Annotated in this window: 18 protein-coding genes and 1 tRNA gene; 5 read left to right on the forward strand and 14 right to left on the reverse strand. The window is 41.9% G+C overall.

The window, feature by feature from the left end:
• Complete coding sequence (locus HH214_RS09635; RefSeq protein ID WP_169607229.1) at positions 1-372, reverse strand: hypothetical protein; 372 nt, start codon at positions 370-372, stop codon at positions 1-3.
• On the reverse strand, positions 345-1,286 hold the full coding sequence (locus HH214_RS09640; RefSeq protein ID WP_169607231.1) for a hypothetical protein: 942 nt from the start codon (positions 1,284-1,286) through the stop codon (positions 345-347). The genes HH214_RS09635 and HH214_RS09640 overlap by 28 nt, the downstream gene beginning before the upstream one ends.
• Before the next feature lie 1,424 nt (positions 1,287-2,710).
• On the opposite strand from HH214_RS09640, the gene HH214_RS09645 reads away from it, so the two are divergent.
• From HH214_RS09645 to HH214_RS09655, 3 genes are all read left to right on the forward strand, one after another.
• A complete protein-coding gene (locus HH214_RS09645; RefSeq protein ID WP_169607233.1) occupies positions 2,711-3,928 on the forward strand; it encodes a site-specific integrase in 1,218 nt (405 codons plus the stop codon).
• 84 nt (positions 3,929-4,012) lie between these two features.
• Positions 4,013-4,462, forward strand: a complete 450-nt coding sequence (locus HH214_RS09650) for a virulence RhuM family protein (protein WP_169607235.1) — start codon at positions 4,013-4,015, stop codon at positions 4,460-4,462.
• Positions 4,463-4,593: 131 nt separating this feature from the next.
• Positions 4,594-5,175: a hypothetical protein gene (locus tag HH214_RS09655; protein WP_169607236.1), complete on the forward strand. Its 582-nt coding sequence runs from the start codon at positions 4,594-4,596 to the stop codon at positions 5,173-5,175.
• 13 nt (positions 5,176-5,188) lie between these two features.
• Here HH214_RS09655 and istB read toward each other — a convergent pair whose 3' ends face one another.
• Together istB and istA are read right to left on the reverse strand one after the other, a co-directional pair.
• Complete coding sequence (gene istB, locus HH214_RS09660) at positions 5,189-5,941, reverse strand: IS21-like element helper ATPase IstB (protein WP_169605652.1); 753 nt, start codon at positions 5,939-5,941, stop codon at positions 5,189-5,191.
• Positions 5,942-5,957: 16 nt separating this feature from the next.
• Positions 5,958-7,487, reverse strand: a complete 1,530-nt coding sequence (istA, locus tag HH214_RS09665; protein WP_248282179.1) for an IS21 family transposase — start codon at positions 7,485-7,487, stop codon at positions 5,958-5,960.
• Between the two features lie 126 nt (positions 7,488-7,613).
• On the opposite strand from istA, the gene HH214_RS09670 reads away from it, so the two are divergent.
• Positions 7,614-8,702 carry a transposase gene (locus HH214_RS09670; RefSeq protein ID WP_169607237.1) on the forward strand — a complete coding sequence of 363 codons (1,089 nt, stop codon included), beginning with the start codon at positions 7,614-7,616 and terminating at the stop codon, positions 8,700-8,702.
• A gap of 322 nt (positions 8,703-9,024) precedes the next feature.
• Here HH214_RS09670 and HH214_RS09675 read toward each other — a convergent pair whose 3' ends face one another.
• The 9 genes from HH214_RS09675 to HH214_RS09715 all read right to left on the reverse strand — a co-directional run bounded on the left by HH214_RS09675 (position 9,025) and on the right by HH214_RS09715 (position 23,589).
• A complete protein-coding gene (locus HH214_RS09675; RefSeq protein ID WP_169607238.1) occupies positions 9,025-11,919 on the reverse strand; it encodes an AsmA-like C-terminal region-containing protein in 2,895 nt (964 codons plus the stop codon).
• A gap of 474 nt (positions 11,920-12,393) precedes the next feature.
• Positions 12,394-14,166 carry an ATP-binding protein gene (locus tag HH214_RS09680; RefSeq protein ID WP_169607239.1) on the reverse strand — a complete coding sequence of 591 codons (1,773 nt, stop codon included), beginning with the start codon at positions 14,164-14,166 and terminating at the stop codon, positions 12,394-12,396.
• A complete protein-coding gene (locus HH214_RS09685) occupies positions 14,163-15,299 on the reverse strand; it encodes a sensor protein KdpD (RefSeq protein WP_169607240.1) in 1,137 nt (378 codons plus the stop codon). The genes HH214_RS09680 and HH214_RS09685 overlap by 4 nt, the downstream gene beginning before the upstream one ends.
• Before the next feature lie 10 nt (positions 15,300-15,309).
• On the reverse strand, positions 15,310-16,392 hold the full coding sequence (locus tag HH214_RS09690) for a porin (RefSeq protein WP_169607241.1): 1,083 nt from the start codon (positions 16,390-16,392) through the stop codon (positions 15,310-15,312).
• A gap of 24 nt (positions 16,393-16,416) precedes the next feature.
• Positions 16,417-16,980, reverse strand: a complete 564-nt coding sequence (locus tag HH214_RS09695; RefSeq protein WP_169607242.1) for a K(+)-transporting ATPase subunit C — start codon at positions 16,978-16,980, stop codon at positions 16,417-16,419.
• Positions 16,981-17,012: 32 nt separating this feature from the next.
• Positions 17,013-19,040: a potassium-transporting ATPase subunit KdpB gene (kdpB, locus tag HH214_RS09700; protein WP_169607244.1), complete on the reverse strand. Its 2,028-nt coding sequence runs from the start codon at positions 19,038-19,040 to the stop codon at positions 17,013-17,015.
• 8 nt (positions 19,041-19,048) lie between these two features.
• Positions 19,049-20,767, reverse strand: a complete 1,719-nt coding sequence (gene kdpA, locus HH214_RS09705; protein WP_169607245.1) for a potassium-transporting ATPase subunit KdpA — start codon at positions 20,765-20,767, stop codon at positions 19,049-19,051.
• A gap of 12 nt (positions 20,768-20,779) precedes the next feature.
• Positions 20,780-20,857 (reverse strand): K(+)-transporting ATPase subunit F, encoded by a 78-nt coding sequence (gene kdpF, locus HH214_RS22315; protein WP_169611101.1) that lies wholly within the window; start codon positions 20,855-20,857, stop codon positions 20,780-20,782.
• Positions 20,858-21,273: 416 nt separating this feature from the next.
• The gene (locus tag HH214_RS09715; RefSeq protein ID WP_169607246.1) at positions 21,274-23,589 is read right to left on the reverse strand and encodes an amylo-alpha-1,6-glucosidase; all 2,316 of its coding nucleotides are present in this window, start codon (positions 23,587-23,589) and stop codon (positions 21,274-21,276) included.
• Between the two features lie 241 nt (positions 23,590-23,830).
• On the opposite strand from HH214_RS09715, the gene HH214_RS09720 reads away from it, so the two are divergent.
• A tRNA-Gly gene (locus HH214_RS09720) sits at positions 23,831-23,906 on the forward strand.
• A gap of 166 nt (positions 23,907-24,072) precedes the next feature.
• On the opposite strand, the gene HH214_RS09725 is transcribed toward HH214_RS09720, so the two are convergent.
• A complete protein-coding gene (locus tag HH214_RS09725) occupies positions 24,073-26,265 on the reverse strand; it encodes a family 43 glycosylhydrolase (protein ID WP_211166345.1) in 2,193 nt (730 codons plus the stop codon).
• Positions 26,266-26,284: the final 19 nt, after the last annotated feature.

Raw genomic sequence — 26,284 nt, forward strand, 5'->3', positions numbered from 1 at the left:
TTATCTTTTTCTAAGCTTATTTGCGAGTTTATTAATTTGTAATTGTTGGCACTCCATTAACTTTCGTTGCTGGATCAGATACAGCGTCAGTTCCTCTACCTTTTTGAGGAGTACTTTATTCATCTCACCCAGGTTCATACCTTCTTTTTCCACTTCAGCTGCTGCAGGTACCTCCGGTAAATGTTTGTTCTTATCAATATAGGTTTTCACTTCTTCCAACGAAGGCAAACGATAAGATGACTTAAATACATAATCCGGAAAGTTGGCGGTTTCTACTTTAACCTCTTTAGAACGAATCATACCATTGACGGCTAACTTGGCTTGCGGGTCATCAATACCGATGCCTACATTACCATCTCCTCTGATCCACATAAGTTTAGTTTCTTGATTACTGTTGTTGTGATTGTAAAAAGCAAAGCCCCCACTGATCCTGCACCCTGATTGGCGATAAAATCTGCTTCCCCAAAGCCAGCAGAACGATTCCAGCCTGTTACCATTTGGCCCATTGTTGCTAAAAAATCCAAGTTCGTAGAGCCAGGGTCTAAGTTACCTTCACTACTACCTGTAACCAAAGGACCACGTACATCGAGTTTACCATTCGGATAAAGCGTACCTAAACCCACCTTACCTGTGGATCCTTCTATATACATCCGGGTATACAGTGGTGCTGAACCTGCTGCACCTTTGGTATCAAAAAACATGTCCCCACTCCAGTCAGCATCATCAGCCACCTTAATGCGGGCGGATGGATTCTGACCATCCCGCTGATAGGTAGAAAAATAAATTTCAGAGCTGGTTCCAATACCACCACCACCATTAGTAATCTCCAAAACACCACCCTGACCGTGGCTGGCATCTTTTCTTATTTCCACTAAGGATTGAGGCGTAGCCGTACCAATACCTATATTCCCAATAGAGTTTATTCTAAATAAAGACTGCTCATTGAAACTGCCTGACGATGACCTGCTAATACCAAAGTAATCGGTAATTGCTCCATGTCCCATGTAAAGCTTCCAGGCTGGTAAAGCTGAATTAACAAACCCCCAGGCGTTGTTCGATGTCCTTAAGAAATTAGAGGTAAGTGAGATACCTGCATACGAAGACGCATCTTCTGGCATCAATGCGGTACCATTAGGCATCCACAATGCTCGGTAAGATCCATCAACATGCTGCGAAGGAACACTGGTGTTGATAGCAGCATTCCCATTAGTCGGAAACGTGTTCTGCGCATGCGTTTTTGTGCCGTACAGTATACCGGCTAGAAAGAGAAAGTAGAGTTTTTTCATATGTTATTTTTAAAACGGATAAGCATAAAGAATATAGAACTTGAGAATATCGACAGGTAAGACACACCATGATCACACAGCTTACGGAAGCTGTTAATCAAAATCAGGAATTATGAAAGGAGCCGTTTAGACGGTAGTAGAGATAAATCTAATATAGATCATACATTGTGAATACTTAAAGGTTGAACAGTAAACTTTATACGTAGTGGGAAATTAAAGGTTACCACAATCTGTTGTTAAGATTATAAACATGTTATTATTATAGCTTTTTCCAAAGAAAAGCTTGGCTGCTGTATTCCAACCCGAACTTTGGCACATACATAGAAGTCACTGGCTTTGTAAGTCCTGAAGCACAATGAAAAAAACTCCACTATATTGTTAAGAGTTGAAATTAGAAACTTCACCTGCTCTAATACAAATCACTCAATAGTTGCAAAACGGTATTAATAAGCATTCTTCTGTAAGCAGGATGCCAAAGCTTATTGTGGTTTAAAAACCTTGTGTCTGGTAAACCAACAAAGGTTACGTTCAATTATAATTTTGTCCTTATAAATGTCGCTACTATCTACCCTCAATGTGATTTCAGAGAGCTGACGTTGAATATCCTCTAATTCTTTGTAGCTCTTATTGTTTTCGGATTGTGTAGAGAAAACCTCATGATAGTTCCCCGGCAGAATCACCATTTAAACAGCATCGCTGATAAGATCTTGGATCAATGGTTAAGCAATCCACAATGCTGTGGTAGCTTTTATCACCTTTGATGAATGTAAGCCGTTCAATAACAAATGAAACTACGCCATTATTTTGAACGTGCACGTAAATTAATGGTCCACGATCCATTACATCAATCAATTTCTTGGCATCTCAAGAAGCTGGATATTTCACCGGTTCCATTATTACTATAGATGGTGGATTCATCGCTTGAATAATTTTATCATAGTATAGTCTAAACTAATTCTCGAAACAGGTAATTTTTATTAGCCCAAACAATTTCTTATATTTGGTAAGAAATTGCAGTGTCAATCACTTTTTAATAGAAAGAAGGGCTGTATTTTGTGAAGAAATTTTAAGCTTGTCAATTTACCGCGTCATCTATGGCGTCATCAGATTGAAAGATTATAAATGATTGAAAATGAGCGTGATTTGTTTAAAGTTCGAGTCCCGTCCATTCCGCTTTTTCAATACGAAAAAAGACAAAAACCCTTCAAATGAGCTCATTTGAAGGGTTTTTTGTTTTCAGGGCATACCAAATTATTCATCTTTTCGCATTATAAAAGGGAGTAATTCGAGAGTCATTTTCAAGTCTGCTAAAGTACTCTCGAATTTTGGTTTAACGCTCTGTTTGCCAGCTTGTTCACCCATTAAACATCTTGATTTCAGATGGTGAGTTAATTAATATTGTTTCACTATTAATCCTCATGATCATGAGAACTTCACTCACGCTGCTTTTTTATTTAAAAAAGCCCAAGCACTATCAATCAGGCTCTATGCCTGTTTATCTGCGCATCACCGTTGACGGGCAGCGCACAGAAATTGCCGTCAGCAGAAAGTATGATTCTGCAAAATGGAATAGCCAGACCGGCCGGGCTACGGGTACAAAGGCTGATGCTAAGGCTTTGAACATTTATTTAGATGACATCCAAAGCAAAATTTTTGAGATTCACCGTCAGATGACCGAGGCAGATGAAATGATCACAGCTGAAACGCTAAAGAACCGTTACACTGGCAAACTGGAAAAGGCAAGAACACTGGTTTCCGTCTTTCAGGAACATAATGCCCGTATGAAAGCATTGGTTGGTCAGGAGTTTGAGAAAAGCACATTGAAGCGTTATGAAACCTGCCTGATGCATACGGTTGATTTTATGAAGTGGAAGTTTAATATTTCAGACATTGAACTCAAAAGAGTCAACTTCGAGTTCTTGACTGATTTCGAGTTTTATCTGCGCAGTGTACGTAAATGCGCTAACAACTCCGCTATCAAGTACATCAAAAACCTAGGGAAGATTGTTCGTATTTGTTTGGGTAATGGCTGGCTGACCGTAGATCCCTATTTGAACTATAAGCCAAAAACCAAAAAGGTACACCGGATAGTGTTAACGAAAGATGAGTTGCTAAGTATTGCCAATAAAGAGTTTACCGTAGAACGGCTTGGCTTAGTCAGAGACATTTTCCTTTTCAGCTGCTATACAGGCTTGGCTTATGTGGATGTCCGAAAATTAAAACGTTCGGAAATGGTTAAAGGTGTCGATGATGACTTGTGGATTTATACCAACCGTCAGAAAACAGATACGCTATCCCGTATACCCATATTACCTGTTGCCCTATCTATAATCAAAAAGTATGAGGACCATCCGCAATGCCTAATTGATGGCAAGCTATTACCGGTGATGAGCAATCAGAAGATGAATGCCTACCTGAAGGAAATAGCTGACCTATGCCGCATTGATAAGCTACTGACCTTCCATATTGCCAGACACACTTTTGCGACCACAGTAACGCTTAATAACGGCGTTCCTATTGAAAGTGTTGCCAAGATGATGGGGCATACCAGTATAAAAACCACACAGATCTATGCAAAAGTTATGGATCATAAGATTAGCGAGGATATGCAGGCGCTTAAAGAAAAGCTATTTGTCGGCTAATTCATCTTTTTAATATAGACCAGACTACCTGATTGCGGTAACTTGGTCTATTAACCTACATAATTAAATCCTACATTTAAAGTAATGACCAACAAGCAAATCCTTATATATCAAACAGAAGACGGACAAATGTCAGTGGATGTGAAACTAACAGAAAACACCATCTGGCTCAATCAATATCAAATAGCTGACCTGTTTACCACCGACCGCACTTCCATCCTCAAGCATATCAAAAATATTTATCGCTCCAGCGAACTGGACGAGCAGTCAACTTGTGCAAAATTTGCACAAGTTCAGGAAGAAGGCGGTCGAAAAATCAAACGAAATATCAGCCACTACAATTTAGACCTGATTATTTCCGTGGGATACCGCGTCAATTCTATACGGGGTACACAGTTCAGGATTTGGGCAAATAAAATTTTACAAGAATATCTACTTAGCGGTTATGCGCTGAATGAGCGAAAGTTGAAGGAGCAGACCGAGCAACTTATTCTACCGTTACTTGAGCTGTTCTTAAAGGTTCAACAGAACTAAAATAGAACCAATTGATGGTCCATTTTCGATGTTTAACAGTCCACCAATTTCGAAAAAGCTAGAAGCAAATTCGCTTAATGATTATTAGCTCCTCTACATTTACTTAATCCTATGATTGTATTTGAATTTACATGGCAAAAATTATACTTGAACAATTTGAGGACAATTATGTGACCAAAGGTGAAATACACTCTGGCAGATTGGGTCCTTGTATCGCTGTGGGAGTTTATCACAAAAGCAGTAAAAAAGCTTGGATGATTCATCACCCGAATATGGATGTTGATCGACCGTTAGAAGATTTTTTAGCAAAAGTTTCACGTGGATTAAAAGGAATCAAAACCATTCAAATCTATGTTACAGGATGCAGTATCGACGGTTTAGATCCTACAACAGACGCAAAATGTCGTAACGCCCGATCCTACGTCGAAGCTGTTTTGAAATCTAAATACCAGCTTGAGCAAATAACGATAAGTTGGGGAGAGCCTCGAGATACTACAGAGTTGGTTATAGATACTGAGCTAGATGAAGTACGTAAAGAGACCTCTAATGGATATCTACTACTTAACAGGCCGAAACCGTTGTTTTGTGACACAATTTACGGCTCTAATAGGTATTCCGGGGATGTTGACCAGGCTATTCCGTGGCAAACTGACCAGTCTGAGAACTGGCGGAATGATGCAGCCAATGCTGTAGAAGCATTATTACAAAGTTAGCTATCTCAAGTTATTATTGGTAACTGATTTCCTTTTCATCAGCCCTGCGTTTTTTTCTCATGGATTCACCCTTGAGATCCAGCCGGTGAGCGCTGTGTACGATACGGTCTAATATTGCATCAGCTATTGTTTTTTCACCGATGACCTCATGCCATTTACTGACCGGAAGCTGTGAGGTAATGATCAGGGATGCTTTACCATGCCGGTCTTCAATGATCTCCATCAGGGCAGCCCTGTTTTGTGCATCAAAAGGCTGCAAGCCAAAGTCATCGAGTATGAGCAGTTGCTGGCGTTCAATCTTTGCGATCTCTTTGATGTAGGAGCCATCAGCCTTGGCCATCTTGAGTTTGGCAAATAGCTTGGGTGTACTGGCATAGAATACCCTATAGCCCTGCATACAGGCCTGGTAACCAATAGCAGAGGCGATGTAGCTTTTGCCAATGCCGGTGCTGCCGGTCAGGAGCACATTCTCATTGCGCTCAATGAAGGTGCAGTCCGCCAGGCGCATGACCAGGTTGCGGTCAATGCTCCGCTCTGCCTGGTAGTTCACCTCTTCAATGGACGCTTTGTAGCGGAACTTGGCATGATAGATCTGGCGCTCTATACGCCGGTTATGCCGGTCATCCCATTCGGCATCCACCAGGTAGGCCAAGAGTTCATCGGCCGTGTAGTGATCTGTTTGCCCGGTTTCCAGGCTGCTTTGAAAAGCATGGAACATGCCGAAGAACTTCATCTTCCGCAGTTTGTCTAAAGTGTTTGTATTCATATGACTTGATTCGTGTTTACTGGTAATAGTCTTCGCCTCTGATGTTATCATGCTCGGGCATGGTAAGTTCATTGGCAAATAAGCTTTCTTCGTACTGATCGAGGTTCTTTTCCAGGATCATTTGTATGGTCTTGTAACTGTACATGCCATAACTCAGGCCTCTTCTGCAGGCCAGGATCAGGCGTTCATTCCCGGCTTTACGGGCAAAGCCCAGCACACCGATGCAGGATCGGTAAGCCTGCTCTGCATGGTGCCTGCGGCTAAGGATATGCTGGATATAAAGGCGCACATCCTCATGGATCGATGCGGCCCAGGACAGGAACTTTTCCGGGTTCCACTCGGCAACGAACTGGTGGGTGGAAGCCAGATGGTCTTTATCCGTAATGTAGCGGTGCAGCCCCTTGGTACGCTTGTGAATGGCTATGCGTTCATAATGATAGAAGGCCTCTACCGTCGTGCTGGAATACAGCAGCTTGATCTTTTTGCCGATGAAGCGGTAAGGCACACTATAGTAGTTCTTATCAGGCCCGAGGCTGACATGCCCGTTTTTCATCACGGTGGCATGAAACTGCTTTTTAAGCTCATAGCGCAACACGGGTAAAGGCATAAGCGTTTCACGCTCTACCTCCTCGAATTGCTGCCTTCTGCTGTAAGGCCGGCTTTGCATCAGCCGGTTATTATGGGCTTCCAGCAGTTCATGAATAGCGGCATTCAGCTCTTGCAAGGAATGATAAACGCTCTTGCGCAGGGGAACATAAATGCGGCTATAGATGATTCTTACGGCACCTTCTACCAGCGCTTTATCACGAGGGCGGAATGCCCGGGCAGGTAAGATGGTCGTGCAATAATGATTGCTGAAGTCTTCAAACGTTTCATTCAGCGTAGGTTCGTAACGGTTACTTTTAGTGACGGCAGCTTTCAGATTGTCCGGAACAATGGCCTCCGGCACGCCGCCAATGTAATGCAGGGTATGCTCACAAGCGGAAATGAAGTCTTCTTTTTGCTGGCTCATGACCGCCTCGACATAGGTCAGCTGGCTGGCCCCAAGTATGCCGATGAAGACCTCGACAGGAATGATCTCCCCGGTATCCCGGTTTGTGATGCTCAGCTTTTGACCGGCAAAATCCACATACAGCTTATCACCGGCCTTGTGGTCGATGTGCATCACAGGGTTAACCCGGGCCTGCCACTGGGTATAATAAAAGCAAAACTGGCTATACTGGTAACCGTCCGGAAACTCTTTACGATAAGCCTCCCAAAGCATTTGACGGGTAACACCGGTACGTTTCAGCTCTTTGTCTACTTTGGGAAAGCAGCGCAGCATGGCTTGCATACGGCTGTTGGGAGAGCGCTCCTTAGCCTTGCCAAACAAGTCTTCCAGCTCTTTATCATTCAAAGCATTGACTTCATCAAAGCTGAAGCCGCTCTCCTTGAAAGAGGCCAGATACTTCTTTACGGTGTTTCTGGATGCGTCTGCCTGGGCTGCTATAGACATGATGCTGCGCCCGTTGGTGTACATCCTTAAGATCTTTCTTATCTTACTCATACTGATCGTAGTGTTAGCCATACTTTGAGAGTTTTGTAACCCTACAAAGATGACGGCTGCTACCGCATCAGCTGCATTCCAGGGGTGGTCAGTTTCGCCCGGAATCCCTGGTCAGTTTGCCCCGGAATGGGGTGGTCAGTTTACGCCGGAACGCCTGACCTCTTTAAGACAGAACACCTGGTCATTTTCAGCAGAATACCCACCCAGCTTGATGAACTGTGGGGTTATGCGCAAAGCATTGCCGCCGAAGAACTAAAAGATACAGCGCCCTTGGAATATAGTGAGATCAACCCGGAGAAAGTAAAGGAAACCATCTCAAAGATCAATGCAGCCTTAGATGATAAAGAAGACGTAGACAAAAAAGTAAAGCAAAAGCTGAACTACGCAAAGAAGCACTGGCCGGAGAGCCTGGCACGGTATGACGAGCAGGAAAAGTTATTAGCCGGCCGTAACAGCATGTCAAAGACCGACCCGGATGCCACCTTCATGCGGATGAAGGAAGACCATATGCTGAACGGACAACTTAAGCCGGCCTATAACCTGCAGATATCCACCCAGGAGCAATTCATCCTTAATTATACCCTGCATCAAACCTCAACCGATTACCAAACCTTGTCTTCCCATATTGAACAATACCAAGCCTTATATAAAGACCTGCCCAAAGCCATTGTTGCCGACGCCGGCTACGGATCGGATGAGAACTACGGTGTGTTAGCGCGAAAAGGCATTGAGGCTTACATCAAATACAATACGTTCGATAAGGAACAAAAGGACGGTATCAAAGCGTTCAGTAACGACAGCCTGCATTATAACGAAGCGGAGAATTACCTTGTTTGTCCGATAGGTCAATGGATGGCGCATATCGGTAACGGTCAGCGAGTCACTTCATCTGGTTTTGTACAACTGATCAGCCGTTACCGTGCCCAGAACTGTGAAGGTTGCCCGATGCGTGGTGTTTGCCATACTACACAGGGTAACCGGGTCGTTGAGATCAACCACAGCCTAAGACAACATAAACAGGCAGCCAAAGAACGGTTGAATACAGAACAGGGTATCAACCTCAGGAAACGAAGGCCGGCCGATGTGGAACCGGTATTCGCCCAATTAAAGCATAACCATGGCTTCAGACGATTCCTGCTGAAAGGGATGTCCAAGGCCGAGGTCGAAATCGGCTTATTATCCATCGCACATAACCTAAGAAAATGGAAAACCTGAAAACAAGCTTTTTATAGACTTTTAGAACCTGTTAGAATCAATCCCCCGGTTCTTAAACGGCTGCTGACATCTTTCACTCAACCTTCCAACCAAAAATCATAACTAAATAAAAAACCGCCTCATATTTGACTTATGAGACGGCCTCCAACAATGTCAAACCCTCATTATTGCTTTAAAAAGCAGTGAGTGTGGTGCGAGCATTTACGGAAGCCTTTCAAAGCGCTTCTTAGATGCAGTATCAAAACTCACTGCTTCATATACAAATGAGATAACAGAATCAAACTATTTAGACTCTCCACCTCGTAAAATTAAAATACTTCCTTTATTTACTTTTTTTAAGGTCTTTATCTACTTGCTTCTCTACATTTTTAGCTTTCTTTTCCTGCGCTTTTTTCTCTTTACGCTGCTCTCTCCCTGATTTCTTTGCAGCACGTTTTTCCTCCCGAATTACTTTATTGGATTTTCTGTTATATAAAGCATCTATAATTCCCTGACCTTTCCTGCTGAAAAACTTAATTTTGGGCTTCTCACTCGTTCCTGTTACGGCAACCGGAACACTAATCCAACCAGCAGGAGGCAGCCCTACTTTTACCAGAATATCTAACAATCCGTTGAAGCTTGCCGTTCCGCTGATGGAAGGTCTGAGAACGGAGACTTTAAATTTGAATTCATCGATGTGGATCAGGTTATCCTTAATATGAGTTTCAATGTTGACCCCTTTCATATCAGGATTGTTAAAGGCATCAGCCCCAACATTATCACCGATCACCGAAAGCATTTTTAAGTTTTTCACTGCTACATCCCGAAGGTTCACCACCCCTCCACCTTCTAAAGAAGGGTAAATAGGATTCATGTTCGCATCGAAATCACCTTTCAGTTTATAGTTCAGCGACACAATTCCACTTACGTCTTTGGCAGAAGTAGCCATTTTGCGAACCATGTCGATTTCTTTGTAGGCCCTTTGTACATTAAAGTCCATCACTTTAAGGGCAACATCAAAATTGGCAGTTAACGGAGATTCATTCTGATAACGGGCATCGATATTCATCCTGCTGCCTATCATGTCAAAAGAGGTATTCTTTAAATAGACTTGGCCTTCCTTCACCACAGCAATTCCTTTAAGGTGACTAATGTCCATTCCCTTAAATCCTACTTTCTTTGCATTGGCTGTTAAAGAAACATCCAGGTTTTTAGGAACGATCACCACACCACTGCTCTTTGGGTTTTCAGCTTTTGCGTATTCAACTTCTATAGATTTATCATCATTGTCGCCACTTTTTAGCGCCATAAATTCATCAACCAAAATATAATTGGAATTCAACACCAAGTTTCCATGAAGCGTTCCTTTGCGTTCAATGAAATAATTGATCGTATTCAGCAGATAGCCATTCAGCGCAAAATCAGATTTTCCGTATGTGGCATAAAACTTCCTGAACCACATTTTTTCATTCTCAAATTGGAAATTACCCTCTTTAATATAAAATGCCTTTGGCAGGTATGCAGTATTTGCTTTTATGTTTTTAAGAATCAGGGTGCCTTTGTTATCCAACTTGCTGTACTGACCAGTAGTGGCATAACTTTGTCGCCCATTAAGAGAAAGGTCCGCCGTGATTAACCCACTAATATCTAATCCTTTCCTTGTAAATACCTTATATATCCTTCCTACATTTAAAACCCCTTTTGCGCGTACCTTATACAGCATATCTTCAAAATTCTGTAAATCGGCGTTAACGAATATCGGGTTTCCTTCAAAATCAAACCTGAAAGGGTTCAACTTTACACCAAGGCTACTGAAGGTGCCATCCGTATTTATGATGTTAGCGGTCAGATTGATATTTTCTATTGGGTTCGGATAAGCTGTTGTTTTCAGCCAACCGTCTTTCAAATCAAGGTATCCATTGGTTTTCGGAAACAGTTTTTTATTCATGCTGAAAATACCGTTCGCTTTCACGTCGGCATTCATCAGACCTTTCATATCCAGATCTTTCAATCCCAAGGCCACATCCAGTGTCTGCAGATTAACCGCACCTTTAATGCTGGCATTAACACTCATTTCGCTTAATCCTTTGGTTTTAACAACCGCCCGGAAATTGTTTTTCTGCCCAAGGTCGAAGCTTAATTTTTTTAGATCCAATCCTAACTGTTCCACATCTAATGAAGGTAGATCAATATTCAAATCAACATTCAAATTCTTCATAGGTACCGGTGCCTTTGCGTTGGAAATGGTACCATCATTAACCAACAGACGCGCTTTAAAATTTGGCTTTAGGTTCTTGGGTTCACTGAACCTTCCTTTCAGGCTGAAAAACAAATCGCTTTTCCCCTCTAATTTGGTATCCTTTGCCCAATCGAGATATTGCGGCGGCAGCACAGAAATCATATCACGAATGGTAGTTTTTTCTGAAGCAGCTTTGATATCGAGGTCATACCCATCCTTTAGAATACTCACTAATCCTGTAAATTTTAGCGGAAGATCATTAATCTTCAGTTCATTTTTTCTGAGTACAAAAGTTAATGCATTGGTATTGATTCTTGTAATCAGGTCAGCATGCAAGGATTTTTGCTGTGCATAATAGACTCGGTTAAGGCTAAAATCTAATGAATCAATCTTCAAATCAGTTTTAAGATCAAAAATATCTTCACTCAATCCACCTTGCCCTGTATAATTAAGCCCTTTGGCATCCACTAATACGGTAGCGCTATGGTCAATATATTTGATACGCCAGTTTTTAAATTTGATGAGTTCAAGCTTGATGGACATGCCCTTCTCCGTGGTATCTTTTGGAGTTTTAGAAGGGCTGGAAACATAAACGTTATAGTTGGCCTGTCCTTTACTATTAACATAAACATTGGCATAAGCATCCGTTACGTAAATTTCATCAATCTTAACTCCACCACCAAAAATCAGATTTTTCAGATTGATGCCTGCGGCCACTTCTCTTGCTGCCAGTAAAGTATCCTGCTGAAAGGGTTTAGAGCCCCTGAGTAATAAGTCATCTACGGATACGGTAAGAGAGGGAAAATGCCGAAAAAATGTAAGATGCACCTTTTTGTAATCCAGTTTTCCAGCCAAGCGCTTATTAGCAAATATTTTCACCTGCTCAGATATAGTTCCGGGAAACAGGATCGGAATGATAAACATCAAGAATAATATAGATGCTACAAAAATTCCAATCCATTTTAGGGTCTTCAAAATTGGTCGCTTAAACTTCTCCATAAATCGATATCATTATTTTAATTTTAACAGCAGGTATCACCTATTAAGTATGGATAATTTTAGCTATCTAAAACCAAGCCATTTATGATAATGAACATCATTCATAAAAGTTTAGCTAAACCTTCTTTTGCTGGTAAAAAATATTGAGTACTTATTTTAGAACGAATATACCCGGAAATACTATTTCAGTTATTAAAGGTCTGAAACTCGATACGGGTTGCAATTTATGGCTGAACGCGAATAGAACATAGAAAATTGCCTATCAAATAAGACTATTTTAAATTTAATTAATTCATATACTTTATAGCTCACTTGTTACTCTACATTTAGGATCCTAAAAAATGAACCATCTTGATGCTTTTTGATTAAAACAGTATTGCCGCATTATAATACCAATAGCGTCTGCTAAGGTTTTAACAGACGCTATTACGGTATAGCACAATTTACACTATGGAGTAAGCTATATATTTTAGCTCACACTACCTTATTCATTACTTTTGCTGTTGGTAGAGAAAAGCTAAAAACGCTGCCTTCTCCAATAGCGCTCTCTACCCATATTTTACCATTTTGGGCTTCTATGAAATCACGCGATATAGCTAAGCCTAAACCGGATCCTGATTTGTTCTGCGCATCGGTAGGCACCTGAAAATAGCGATCGAACAAACGTTTTTGATATTGCTCGTCGATGCCTTTGCCTTGGTCTTTAACTGAAAACTCCACCTGCCCGTTTCTTTCGCGTGTGCTGATGATTACTTTTGATTTTTCCGGACTATAGCGTAAAGCATTGGATAGAAAATTAACCAGTACCCAGGCTGTTTTTTCTACATCTACATGCACCTGTGGCATGTTGCTATTTGCCACAAACTCCAGCTGTACGCCTTTTTGCTCAGCCTGAAAGCGCACCGGGGTTAACGCATAATTTACTATTTGTGCCGGGTCCACATTAACATAGTTGAGCTGCAGGTTACCCGTTTCTACTTGTGATAAATCGAGCAGCTCGCTTGTAATTTTCAGCAGGCGATTATTATCTTCTTGAATATGTTCCAGCAACTCTTTTTGTTCTGTATTTAAAATTCCTACCCGCTCATCTTTAAGCAGCTTCAAACTCATCTTTACAGATGAGATAGGCGTTTTCAGTTCATGAGAGATGGTGGCGATGAAATTAGTTTTGGCTTCATCACGTTCTTTATATTCGGTAACGTTTTTCAAGATATACACCATACCAGCAGATACTCCCGCAATACGCAACGTTTGCTGAGATTGATCAGCTAAATTAGGAACAACAATCTCCCGGCTTTCTAATTGAAAGTAATCTTCCTTATGCTCTAAAGCAATTTTAAATGGCTTAGGTGATGTTTTGTTATTTAGAATGTATTGTAACAAATCATTGCTCTTGCTCAGCTCCGTAATATTTTGCCCTACAATCTTATCACTGCTTAAATTGAATATATTCCGTGCAACCTGATTGATAAACAATATTTCCTGACGCTCATTTACTCCAATAATAGCATCCTGCATTTGCTCAATAATAGTTTCGATGCGCCGCTTTTCTGATAGTACCGTTGCCAGGTTACTGTTCTCCCATTCATTGAGCCGGGCAGCCATGTTGTTGAACGCTGTGGCGACTTCGCCAAACTCATCATCTTTATTAAAGTTTAAGCGTTGGCTGTAGTTCTTTTGGCCGATTTCCTGTATCCCTTCCAGCAAGGCCCGGAGTGGTACAGCCACTACATCCGGAAAATTAACACTGAAGCTAAATAGTACCAGAAAGGTAAACGTACCCACCAAGCTAAGTAATATGGTACCCCGGTTAACCGAGTCATGTGCTTTATCATTTTTCCTGACAATGGCCTGCATGTTCAAGGTTTCAATGGTACGCAATTGTTGCCGCATAGCTCTTTCTGTTTCCGCCAGCTGTTCTGCTGTATTGCCCCCTTGTGTTAGCTGTTTAAAATACGTTCTCAACTGTATAGTTGCTTGCTTCTCGCCTACTTCTGTAATATTATGCTCTTGGTCAATAAGCTGAGCATTGAAAGTAGCCGCTTCGGTGTTGCTTAAAGGCATCGGGTTTTCATCCAATACCGTACGCATGGCTTTGGTGAAACTTAGCGTTTCATAATTGTTCTTTAAAATTACTTTAGCGCTTTTAGATATTTCCTGAATGAAAAAGAGGGAAACAGCACCATAAAAAAGAATAACAATGAAAAGGAAGCCGAACCCCAGCCGGAGTTTATTTTTTATTTTCATGACAGTATAACTAAATCAGTTTCGGTAGCTGCCAAGCTTTTCAGCAGCTGATTAAATGAATTGGTTTTAAGAATAACCTGAAAAAGGTTTAAATGAGGCTTACCCATGCAAATGGTAGTCACTTCCCGCTCCACGGCAACCTTCATGATGGTTTGTGTTACCTGATCGCTTTTCAGGCGCAGCACCTCTGCTCCTAATTCAGTAGCTAGTTTGAGGTTGTTAATTAAAAAACGTTGCTTATCCAGTTTAATCCGGTCCCCGCTTTCTCTTTCGGTTTGCACATAAAGCACTATCCACGGCGAACGATAGTAAGATGCTAACCGGGCTGTTTTACGTATTACAATTTTTGCGGTATCTGCATTGGTTGAAATGCAAGCTAAAAAGCGTTCAGGCCGAAGTTTGATTTGCTTAGGCACCTCCACGTCAATCTTGCGCTCTAAGTGGTGGGCAACTTCTTTCAAAGCCAGTTCGCGCAGTTGCAGTATCTTGTCGTTCCTGAAGAAGTTTTGCAGAGCGGTAGTCACTTTACTCTTGTCATATATCTTACCATCACGTAAACGGTCAATCAACTCATCGGCGGTTAAATCAATATTGACAATTTCATCAGCAGATTGCAGTATTTTATCAGGTATACGCTCAGTAATTGAGATGCCGGTAATATCTTCAACCTCCTCGTTCAAACTTTCTAAGTGCTGAATATTAACAGCCGTAATTACACTGATACCTGCTTCCAGAATATCAAATACATCTTGCCAGCGTTTACCGTTTTTACTGCCTTCAATGTTGGTATGGGCTAGCTCATCAACAATTACCACCTCCGGGTGCCGGTTCAAAATAGTTTGCAAATCCATTTCCTCCAGCTCCTTGCCTTTGTAAAAGGTAGTGCGTCGTGCTATCAGCGGCACGCCATCTAGTAAAGCATGTGTTTCTGTACGATTATGCGTTTCAATATAGCCAATCTGAATATCAATGCCGTTTTTGAGTAAGGCATGTGCTTCCTGCAACATCCGGTACGTTTTACCCACCCCTGCACTCATACCGATATAGACTTTCAGCTTCCCTTTTCTTGACTTTTTAACGAGCTCCAGAAAGCTTTTTACCGACTCATCTTTATGTTCCTCTTCTTCAGGCATCACAGCGGAATTAAAAAGAAACTGCAAAACTGGCCGTTATAACCGGACTAGTACCTACATAACTTCCATTTTTCAAGAATATATCATCTTTGCTATCATATACTTTACCTTCTAAGCGAATTAATGCATTAGTGATTGGTGCATAATCCAGATTCAGGGAGTAGCCTGTAGTTTTAAATCCATTAGGGGTAGCCGTACTGATAATGACACCATTTTTATCCTGATAGTACTCTACCCTGCCGGCAACAGCCCACTTGCTTGCAAACTGGTAACGTGCTACAGCAACTGGCGATAGTACATGGTTATGAGTTGAACTTCCTTTAGCTTTTTGCTGAATACCATAATCAAAACCTGCGGTAATACCTACCTTATCGGTTAGCTGGAATATGCCGTAAAAATTATGATAAAACCTGCGTACACCTACAGAGTCGGCACCTTCCGAACCCAGGTAGTTACTATAATTTAAAGTTACTTTTGAAGAAGGCGTGTAATACACTTCAATGCCACCAGCAGGCTTGTTGTTGCCATCTGGTCGGGAAATGCGTTGCCAGCCGTTAAGGTACAAGCCGGTTAATGTCCATTTACTATCTGCTGTAGTATAGGTTAGCTTGGCGCCGCTTTCGTAATAAGGTGTATTGTCGGATGCTATATTGCGGGTTAATGTCCAGCAGTTTTTACCAATAGCACTTTCGTAACCAATGTGTGATGCAAAAATACCCGCATCTAGCCACAGATTAGCTGTTTTGCTCAGCTTTACACCGGCATTAGCTTCAAATATATTCTTGAGTACGCCAGGTTCGGCAGCTAGGTTGGCATTGGCGTAGGTACCGGCCATTAATGCTAAATTAGCTCGTACCGTACCGTTATCATAAGCTGCTTTAATAAAGCCTAAATTTAAATTTACTTCGTTGTGCCGATTGTAGGCATACACAAAACCTGGACGATTATGGTCTGCGGGCTTGTTGAAATCAAACCCATAATATAATTCAGCATAGCCACTAATAGTAAGATGGCTGCCTGCCTTAGTGGTATCCTGCGCACTTGCAGCTACCACCAGGAACGCAAACAGGATAGTTAATAAAGAGTTTTTCATGATTATTACAGTGAGGCTGTTTGTTTATTTTAATTGTTGAAGCGCTAAATTCAATTTAAGTACATTTACTTTAGCTGGACCTAATAAGCCTAGCAAAGGTTTTTCTGTTTGCTGATTTACCAGAGCAGCTACTTTATTTTTATCCAACTTGCGATATTCAGCTACACGCTGTACTTGTATTTGTGCTGCTTCAGGCGAAATATCTGGGTCTAAGCCACTGCCTGATGCGGTAACTAAATCAGCAGGTATATCGCTTCGTTTTAAATACGGATGGTATTTTAGTAGGGTATCAACACGATTGTTAACCTCTTTCAGGTAATCTGGGTTACTAGGCCCTTTGTTAGACCCGGCCGAACCAGCGGCATTATAACCAACAGCAGAAGGACGTCCCCAAAAATACTGGGGTTGATCAAACTTTTGCCCGATGTTGGCATAACCTACCACTTTACCGTTGAGGGTGATAGTTTCACCATCACCATGGCCTTCAGACCACTTCCCTATACCTGCAATGATTAAGGGGTAAACCACACATAATAATACAATGAATACTATAGTGAGTCGTAGGGCAGGAACAATATAACTTTTCATTTCTTTTGAAGTTTTATCTTTAAAGGTCTGCTTTATACCAGCAGACCAACCATTAAGTCAATTAATTTAATACCAATAAAGGGTGCTACTACACCGCCTAAGCCATAAATGAGCAGGTTGCGGCGTAACAATGCACTAGCGCCAATAGGCTTATACTCCACTCCTTTCAAAGCCAATGGTATGAGCAGCGGAATAATAATCGCGTTGAAAATAACAGCAGAAAGAATAGCTGACTCTGGGCTGTGCAGGCGCATAACATTCAAGCTTTGCAGTGCCGGGATAGAAGCAATAAATAAAGCCGGCACAATAGCAAAATATTTAGCCACATCATTTGCGATAGAGAACGTAGTGAGCGTACCACGCGTAATGAGTAGCTGCTTACCAATTTCTACTATCTCGATTAGTTTAGTAGGGTCATTATCCAAGTCAACCATGTTACCGGCTTCTTTGGCTGCCTGGGTGCCGCTGTTCATGGCTACCCCTACGTCAGCCTGGGCCAATGCAGGAGCATCATTGGTTCCATCGCCCATCATGGCTACCAGTTTGCCACTAGCTTGCTCATGCTTAATGTAGTTCATTTTATCTTCCGGCTTAGCTTCCGCAATAAAATCATCCACACCTGCTTTTTGGGCAATATATTTGGCCGTAAGCGGGTTATCGCCTGTTACCATTACGGTTTTTACCCCCATTTTACGCAGGCGCTCAAAACGTTCAGAAATGCCGGGCTTAATAATGTCTTGCAATTCAATAACGCCTAAAATGCATTCGTTTTGTGATACTACCAACGGTGTACCACCATTGGAGGAAATAGCTTTTACCCGCTCCTCTACCTCGTTCGGAAAAGGATTACCGGCATTTTTGGCAATGTTGCGAATGGCATCAAAAGCACCTTTACGAATGCGCATACCATCGGCAGTATTAATACCACTGGAGCGGGTTTCGGCAGTAAATTTCACGAACTCAGCACCAGCTGGTGTAGCAGGTATTTTATGTTGTGCACTAGCCAGCTCAATAATAGATTTACCTTCAGGTGTTTCATCGGCTAATGATGAAAGCACAGCGGCAATCACCAAATCGCCAGGAGCAATGTCATTTGCTGGCCAAAACTGGGTAGCCTTACGGTTACCAATGGTGATGGTACCGGTTTTATCCAGCAATAGCACATCTATATCACCGGCAGTTTCAACCGCTTTACCTGACTTGGTGATTACGTTCGCCCGTAAAGCCCTATCCATACCAGCAATACCGATAGCCGACAATAAGCCGCCGATAGTAGTCGGAATTAAGCACACGAAAAGGGAAATTAAAGCGGCTATGGTTATAGGCGTGTTGGCATAATCAGCAAAGGGCTTTAAAGTGACGCATACAATAATGAAGATGATGGTGAAACTAGCCAGCAGAATAGTTAAAGCAATTTCGTTAGGTGTTTTTTGACGAGATGCACCTTCCACTAAGGCAATCATCTTATCTAAAAAGCTTTCACCAGGTTGGGTAGTTACTTCCACCTTGATTTTGTCGGACAGTACCTTGGTACCACCAGTTACGGATGATTTATCTCCGCCAGCCTCACGGATTACAGGCGCAGATTCACCCGTAATAGCTGATTCATCAATGGTAGCTATGCCTTCAACAATCTCACCATCGGTTGGGATGATATCGCCAGGTTCGCAAACAAACACCTCACCTTTACGCAATTCGTTTGATGATTTGGTAGTAAGTGTGCCATCGGCAGCAAGCACTTTAGCCGGTGTTTCTTCGCGGGTCTTCCGTAAGCTATCCGCTTGTGCTTTACCTCGTGCTTCGGCAATAGCTTCGGCAAAGTTGGCAAACAATACGGTTAGCAGTAGAATAATGAAAATGACCAGGTTATAAGTGAAAGATCCCTGCCCTTGATGGGTGAAGCTATAAAAAGTTACATATAACATCACCACGGTACCAATTTCGACAGTAAACATTACTGGGTTGCGTAACATCACCCGCGGGTTAAGCTTGACGAATGATTCCTTCAGTGCAGTTTGCACTAAAGCGGGTTCAAATAATTTATTGGGTTGATTTTTCATGAAGTCACTTATTTAATCATCGAGAAATATTCGGCCAATGGACCTAAAGCCAAGGCTGGAAAGTAAGACAAGGCATTCAGCACCAGAATGACAGCCATGGTCATGATACCAAATGTTACGGTATCTACCCGTAAGGTTCCGGCTGATTCGGGCACATACTTCTTCTGCGCCAGCAAACCCGCTATAGCTACCGGACCGATGATAGGCAGGAAACGGCCCAGGATAAGCACAAAGCCTGTGGTAACATTCCAGAAGATGTTATTATCGCCCAAACCTTCAAAGCCTGAACCATTATTGGCATTGGCCGAAGTATATTCATATAACATTTCAGAGAAACCATGAAAACCAGGGTTGTTAAGCCAGGCTGATGGTTTTACCGCCCAGCTAGCATTAGCATGCGCTACAAAAATATAGCTGGATAATGCCGTGCCTGCCATAATCAGGAAAGGACTCAGCAATGTAATTAATGCTGCTATCTTCACCTCACGGGCTTCAACCTTATGCCCTAAAAATTCAGGCGTACGGCCTACCATCAGACCAGATATAAATACGGCAATAATGAGGTACACAAAGTAGTTGAGCAAACCAACGCCGCAGCCTCCAAAAAAGCCGTTAATCATCATAGCCAGTAACTGCCAGGCACCGGTAAGCGCCATAGTACTATCATGCATACCATTTACCGAACCGGTTGAGGTTACGGTAGTTAAAGTACTCCAGTAGGCCGTAGCCATAGGCCCGAAGCGTACTTCTTTACCTTCCATAGCACCGCTGGCCTGCGTAATACCCATTTTAGCAATAGCAGGATTGCCGCTCAATTCACTGCTGATAGTCGGAATCATGAGCATGAGTACGCCCACCATCATAACACCCCAAATTACCCAGCCCAGCTTTTTACGGCGGATGTAATAACCAAAAGCCAGGATCATGGCTACAGGAACAATGAACTGTGCAATAATCTCCGTCATGTTGGTCAAATAGTTTGGATTTTCGAGCGGATGGGCCGAATTGGCACCGAACCAGCCACCGCCATTAGTACCCAGGTGCTTAATGGCAATCATTTGCGTTGCAGGGCCACGTGACACATTTATGGTATCTCCTTGTAACGATATAAACTGATCTTTGCCTTTATAACTGCTTGGTGTACCGTTGAAGGTCAAAATCAATGCGATTACAATTGATAATGGCAGCAGCAGGCGGGTGATGGATTTGGTAAAGAATGTCCAGAAGTTACCTACATCTTGCGTAGTTTTATCTCGAAAGGCTTTGAATACCGCTACGGCACAGGCGATGCCCGTAGCCGCACTAGTAAATTGCAGGAACATGAAAATAAAATGCTGGGTAAAGTAAGTGGCCCCGCTTTCGCCAGAATAGTGCTGCAAGTTACAGTTCACCACAAAGCTAATGATGGTATTGAAGGCCAAATCTGGTGTTTGGCCGAGATTCCCGTCGGGATTTAAAGGCAATTTATCCTGATAAATCAATATAAAAAACCCATATACCAGCCACAAACTGTTGATGGTAAGCATAGCTTTTAAGAACTGTTTCCAGTTCATGGGCTCATTAGGGTTAATACCTGCTAGCTTATAGATACCGCGTTCAAGCGGAGCAAAAAAGTCGGTCCACACTTTTTCGCCGGCATACATTTTAGCCAGGTACTTGCCCAGCGGAATGGCAATGAGCAATGTGATGAGGAACGAGGCCAGGATGCCCAAAAGTTCGGTGTTCATGTTTGTTCAGAATTAAAATTTTTCGGGTTTAAGCAGTACATATACCATGTAGATGAATACTGCAATGGCTACAATAAATAAGGCGATCATAGTTTTCAGATTTTTTCGAACCAGTCAACAGATTTAAAAATGACCCAGCAGCAAATAAGCAGGGCAAGGAACAAGAGTAAGGTGAGCATGGCTTTATATATTTTATTCGGCACATGGCAAAACACAGACCAACCCAGCACAATTAAATTTCCAATGGTCTGCAAATCAGCCTGTTAATATCATATTATCTAAATATTCTCTACCATAAAAAAAGCGAACCCTATCAAATTGATAGGGTTCGCTTTTCAAAAAAGTAAGTACAGGTATTAGCAGGAGGCTAAGATTAAGAGCAGCGAGCTGATATGCGGTTTTATCTTACCTCTATATTAATTCTGGACTTACATTATTTCATATTAAAGGATATACTGTTTATATACTTGATAGATTTCACTTACTAATTCTGACCTGCCGGTTCATTACTGTAACAAATCCTTAATCACTTTATGGTTACTCAAATCATCGGGTTTGGCAAACTGAATATGTTCAAGCTGCTGCTGGTATAATCCATCCTGACTAATACGTGTTTTTGATGGGGTTGTCTTTACTTGTTGCAGTACCTTTCCCTGCTTATTTTGCATCTTAAGAGTAAGCTCATTATCAGCAACAATTATTTGCAAAATGGAATTAGGTGCAACATCAAGCTTGTTTATTGCATAAGGATAAATATCTACAACAGTTGTAAGCGGTGTGGGGCCAAACTGGTAAGTATAGGTTTGCATCTTACCACCTTCGTAGCTGGCCTTGTATAATTCATTACCTGCAAAGAAGTTGTAATGTAAATCTGTTACTTCAGCCGGAATACGAGGAGCCAGAACCAGTTGGTGGTTGGTCATATCTGGCCGAATACCTAAAAAGTACTGATACCAGACACGCAGTTGCTCCGCGTTTGACCATGCCTGCAAATAGGCTCCTGTAAGCTTAGGCCATTTTTGTCCTTTGTGTGGAAAGGCATCCAAGTTTTCGCCTAAGCCCCCTACTACACCTAAGTTTAAGGCTTGCCAATTCATGTTTTTAAATAGCTGGTAAGCTGTTTCGGCTTGTTCTGCCTCAATCATGCGTTGCATGGCTATGCCATTTAGCCAAGGCCATATAGTACCATTATGGTAAGCCTCATCTTTAGGATAATCATTGGTCAAGTGAAAAGGATGAAAGAACGGGTCGTGCTTATCTAAGGTAGCTACGCCCCACGGATATACTAATTCTTGCCATGTTTTGCTGAGTACCTGCCCTTTTAATCCTGTATTGCTAATCATATCCAAAGCAAATAGCTGGTTTGGCCGCAAGGTAAAATCAGCTTTGCCTTCTTTGGTTAAACGGTCGGCCAGATAAGAGTGATTGGCATCTGTATAATCTTTAGCAAAATTACTTTTTACCTTATCGGCCATGCGCTGCCATTTTTGTTCATTAGTGGCATCTTTCATGTATCGGGCAAAATATACACCGGCTAAAAGTTGCTTGTACCATAGTGCTTGTATATCATTTGCCCGGCTGCCTCGTGGCGAATATGAAACCAGGTTGGCATCACGGGCATCCATCCAGGTTTCATTATCCTCATGCAGTAAATAACCTTTATCATCAACCCAATATTTCAGCGCACCTTCAATGCTGTTTTTAACGTTAGGGTACAGCTCTTTAATCAAGGATACATCACCCGAGTATTTTACATAATCCTGCAAGCCAATAATAAAACGCGGGGTACCATCGGTAGTGTGGTAATCAATATTGCTGGGGTTAACAATATTAGGCACCCGCCCGAAGTATTTAGACGCAGGATCTATTTGCTGGTATTTAGCAAATGATTGTAGAATCTTTTTAGCCACTGCAAACTGCCCGGTTACCAGCGCAGCTCCTGGTAAAGAAATAAACTCATCGCGCCCCCAATATTCATTAAACCAAGGCAGCCCGGCGTAAATACCGTATCCCTGCTGATGGGTAAGCAACTGGTCGGTGGTTATTTCCAGCCAGTTTAAAGCTACGGCGAGTGAATCGTTCCCTGAAGTAGTATACACTTTATTAGTTAGCAGGTCTTGCATACGTTTCGCACGCTCACTCTTTAGTGCTAAATTATGAGCTCTAGTTTCGCGGATTAAAGCAATAGCTTCTTCATTGGTTTTACCTACTGCAATGTAAAAGCCGCCCGCTTTTGCCGAGGTTATCACTTGCAGATCTTGTACTTGAATGGATTGTTCTATTTTGGAACTTACGGCTATAACATACTTCCCTTCTACCGGGGTAAAAAAAGCCATATCTCCAATAGTGTTTACATACCGAATGCCTTTACCTTTTAATGCAATACCGATAGATTGCTTAGGGCCGGTTAAGCTTACCTCAATGATGTTTTTATAATCTATCATCCATAACTCTTCACTGATTTGCCCTAAGTGCTCACGTACCATTTTGTAAGGATATACCCAAACCTGCGCATTCTGATTGCTCAACAGCCGACCATCAGCAAACAAGTTGTACCCGCCAAATACCCGGTTCTTGGCAATATTCATCCCCTCAAACCAGGCATATTCCTGATGATTGGTTTGATGCGATTGCGTGTAATAGTAAGCCGACTCTTTATTAGTAAAGGAAATACTACGGTTAGCCATCTCCGGAACAGCTATCCGCATGCTGTCCAGCAATTGGGTGCTGGTATTCAGTTGCTGGCTATGACTAGGCAAAGAGAATAATATTAGAGGTGAAAAAAGTACAGACTTTAACGCTACACGTATTTTGTTTTTCATTACAGATCGGCACAAATTAATTGATATAGTAGTATAACAGTAATTTGCCTGATTTTGTATCTGCAACCTGATTATGCCTGTTCCATCTTTATCAAAGCTGGCTGTTATGAAGATCTACACTTTTAGTTATTCTTTATGTAATGCCTTCTCTTCTTTTTATTACCTGTTTAATTTTCAAATAAGCTATTGTAATTATCACTTCTATACCTATATTTGCGTCCCCTTTCAACGGGGATTATAAGCGAAAGTAGCTCAGTTGGTAGAGCACGACCTTGCCAAGGTCGGGGTCGCGAGTTCGAATCTCGTCTTTCGCTCCAAAATCTTCTCTTCGAATCCATTTAGTACAACAGGTACTAATTCCTTACCAAATTTAATACAAACAACTATACGGCTTTAATCTATGTTAAAGTGCTTTTCTGCTTGCGTAGGCCAGCAGTCTACTTTTTTACGAATAGACGCTGACCTTTACTCTTTGATTTCCCTCTATTTTTTTGATAAAGTAACCGGCTCAATACCTTTATGGGTAGGTACTACAGGTTTAATGCTACCATCCGCATTAAACTCTAGCTTATCAATACATACTTCGCGGTTGTAACCTGCCGCTTCCCCCATGGTTATTCCTTTTGGATAATTAAAGCGATGATAAACAATGTACCATTCGTCAGTGCCTGGTAGTTGTAAAATAGAATTGTGTCCGGTACCATAAATACCCGCTTCCTTGTTTTTAGCAATCACTAAATTATTTTCCGGCACATTGATCTTTCCTAACGGGCTATCCGCTACACCATAGCGTACCCGATAGTTTTCGCTGCGGGTATCATCTTCCGACCAGGTAAAATAATATTTACCTTTCCGGTAAAATACATAAGTCCCTTCACGAAAGGTACGATCGGGCGTAATAATGGTTGTTGTACCCGGCTTAATGGAAGTCATATCCTCATTGAGCTCTGCTCCGGCCATATATACATTACCCCAGTACAAATAACTTTTTCCGGTTTGCGGATCAGTAAATACGTCAGGGTCAATCTGCTGACCGCGATTGGTACCTTCGGGATGCTGTTCAATCAATGGTTTGCCCGAATCGGTAAATGGCCCGGTTGGGTTATCAGCTACAGCTACACCTATCTTTTGCGCTGCCGTGAAATAATAAAAGTACTTGTACACGCCATTTATCTTTTTTTCAACGATACAAGGCGCCCAAGCATTACGCTTACCCCAGCTTACATCTTTAGGTAAATCCAGAATAACGCCTTCATCTTTCCAGTTAACCAAATCGGGAGAAGAAAACGTTTTGAAATAGGTACCACTCCAGCCGGTAAACCCATCAGAAGTTGGATACAGATAGAATTTGCCTGTTTTAGCAGCATACAAAATTTCCGGATCAGCATAATAGCCTGCTAAAACCGGATTATGATTTTTAACTGCAACCAATTGGTAACTTACGGGCTTCTCTCCAGCAATGCTAACCTGATATTTTACCGGGCCAGCAGCAAAGTTAATTGGTGTTTGCGGCGTAACTTTTGCGCCAGGTAAAGCCATAAACGTAGGTTTGAATGTTTTCAGGTTGGTACCTGGGTTTACAGGCAGGTATAGCTTGTGTGCCGCACTATCTAAATTTACATTGATAGGCCTTAAATCTTGAGCTTGTACGGTTTGTATCACATCTTCAGGCGTCATCCACTTGCGCATCAAGGCTTGTGCTTCTTTTGCAGTAATGGGCATAACCGTTCCATGCCGCGGGTGAAAGTTCATACTTATTTCATTGTCTACCACCTTGAAGTTTTTCAAATCCTGCGTTTGAGTAAACTGGTACCGGCCTTTGGTATATACATCGTACATCAAAATATAACCTTTGCCATTGTTCAGCTTAAATACACCGGCACCTTCTACCGGGTCGGTGGTTTGCTGTACAAACTTATTTTGCAGTACATAGCCTTCAGTCAGCTTATCTGACACCGCTATTTTGATGCCTGCACCTTCACCTTCTGTTTTGAAAAACAAGTGGTACTTACCATCTTTTACTATAATATCGCCATCAATGCAGGCACCTCCTGTTGGGTTGAAAAACAGTTGTTCGGGTAAGGTTTCTAATGCAGTAAAATCTTTATTAGCATAAGCGTAATAGATCTTGTCGGGCTCTTTACCGGCACGCATCGAAAAATACAGCATATATTTGCCTGTTTTATCATCATAAATAGTTTGTGGCGCCCATACCCGGTTTACATCGGCAAACTGCGTAAAAGCTTGAGGAATATTTACTTTACTAGATGTCCAATGCAGCAGATCGCTCGATTTCATAAGCACCATGCCTCGGTTAGAATCCCAGCCATTAGCTGCTACCATGTCGGTAGCTACCATATAAAAAGTTTTGCCATCTGCCCCGCGCAAAATATGCGGATCACGCACGCCACCTGTAGCACTAATTTCGGCACTATTTAATATCGGTTCATTATAATTGAGCGCCCGGTAATGATAACCATCAGCACTAATAGCAAACCGGATGGCCTCTGCTCCTTTACCATTACCGGTAAAATAGGTAAACAGATAGGCACTGTATGGCTGTTGCACTTTCTGGGCATATGATACACCTACCAACAACATCCAACTACTTAATATTGATATAAAATGTATTACACGTTTTTGCTTCCTTCCCAATCTTGTTTTTGTTAGATGCATAGTTTAGTAGATGATAATT

It is taken from the genome of Mucilaginibacter robiniae (genome assembly GCF_012849215.1).
GTDB classification, from domain to species: domain Bacteria; phylum Bacteroidota; class Bacteroidia; order Sphingobacteriales; family Sphingobacteriaceae; genus Mucilaginibacter; species Mucilaginibacter robiniae.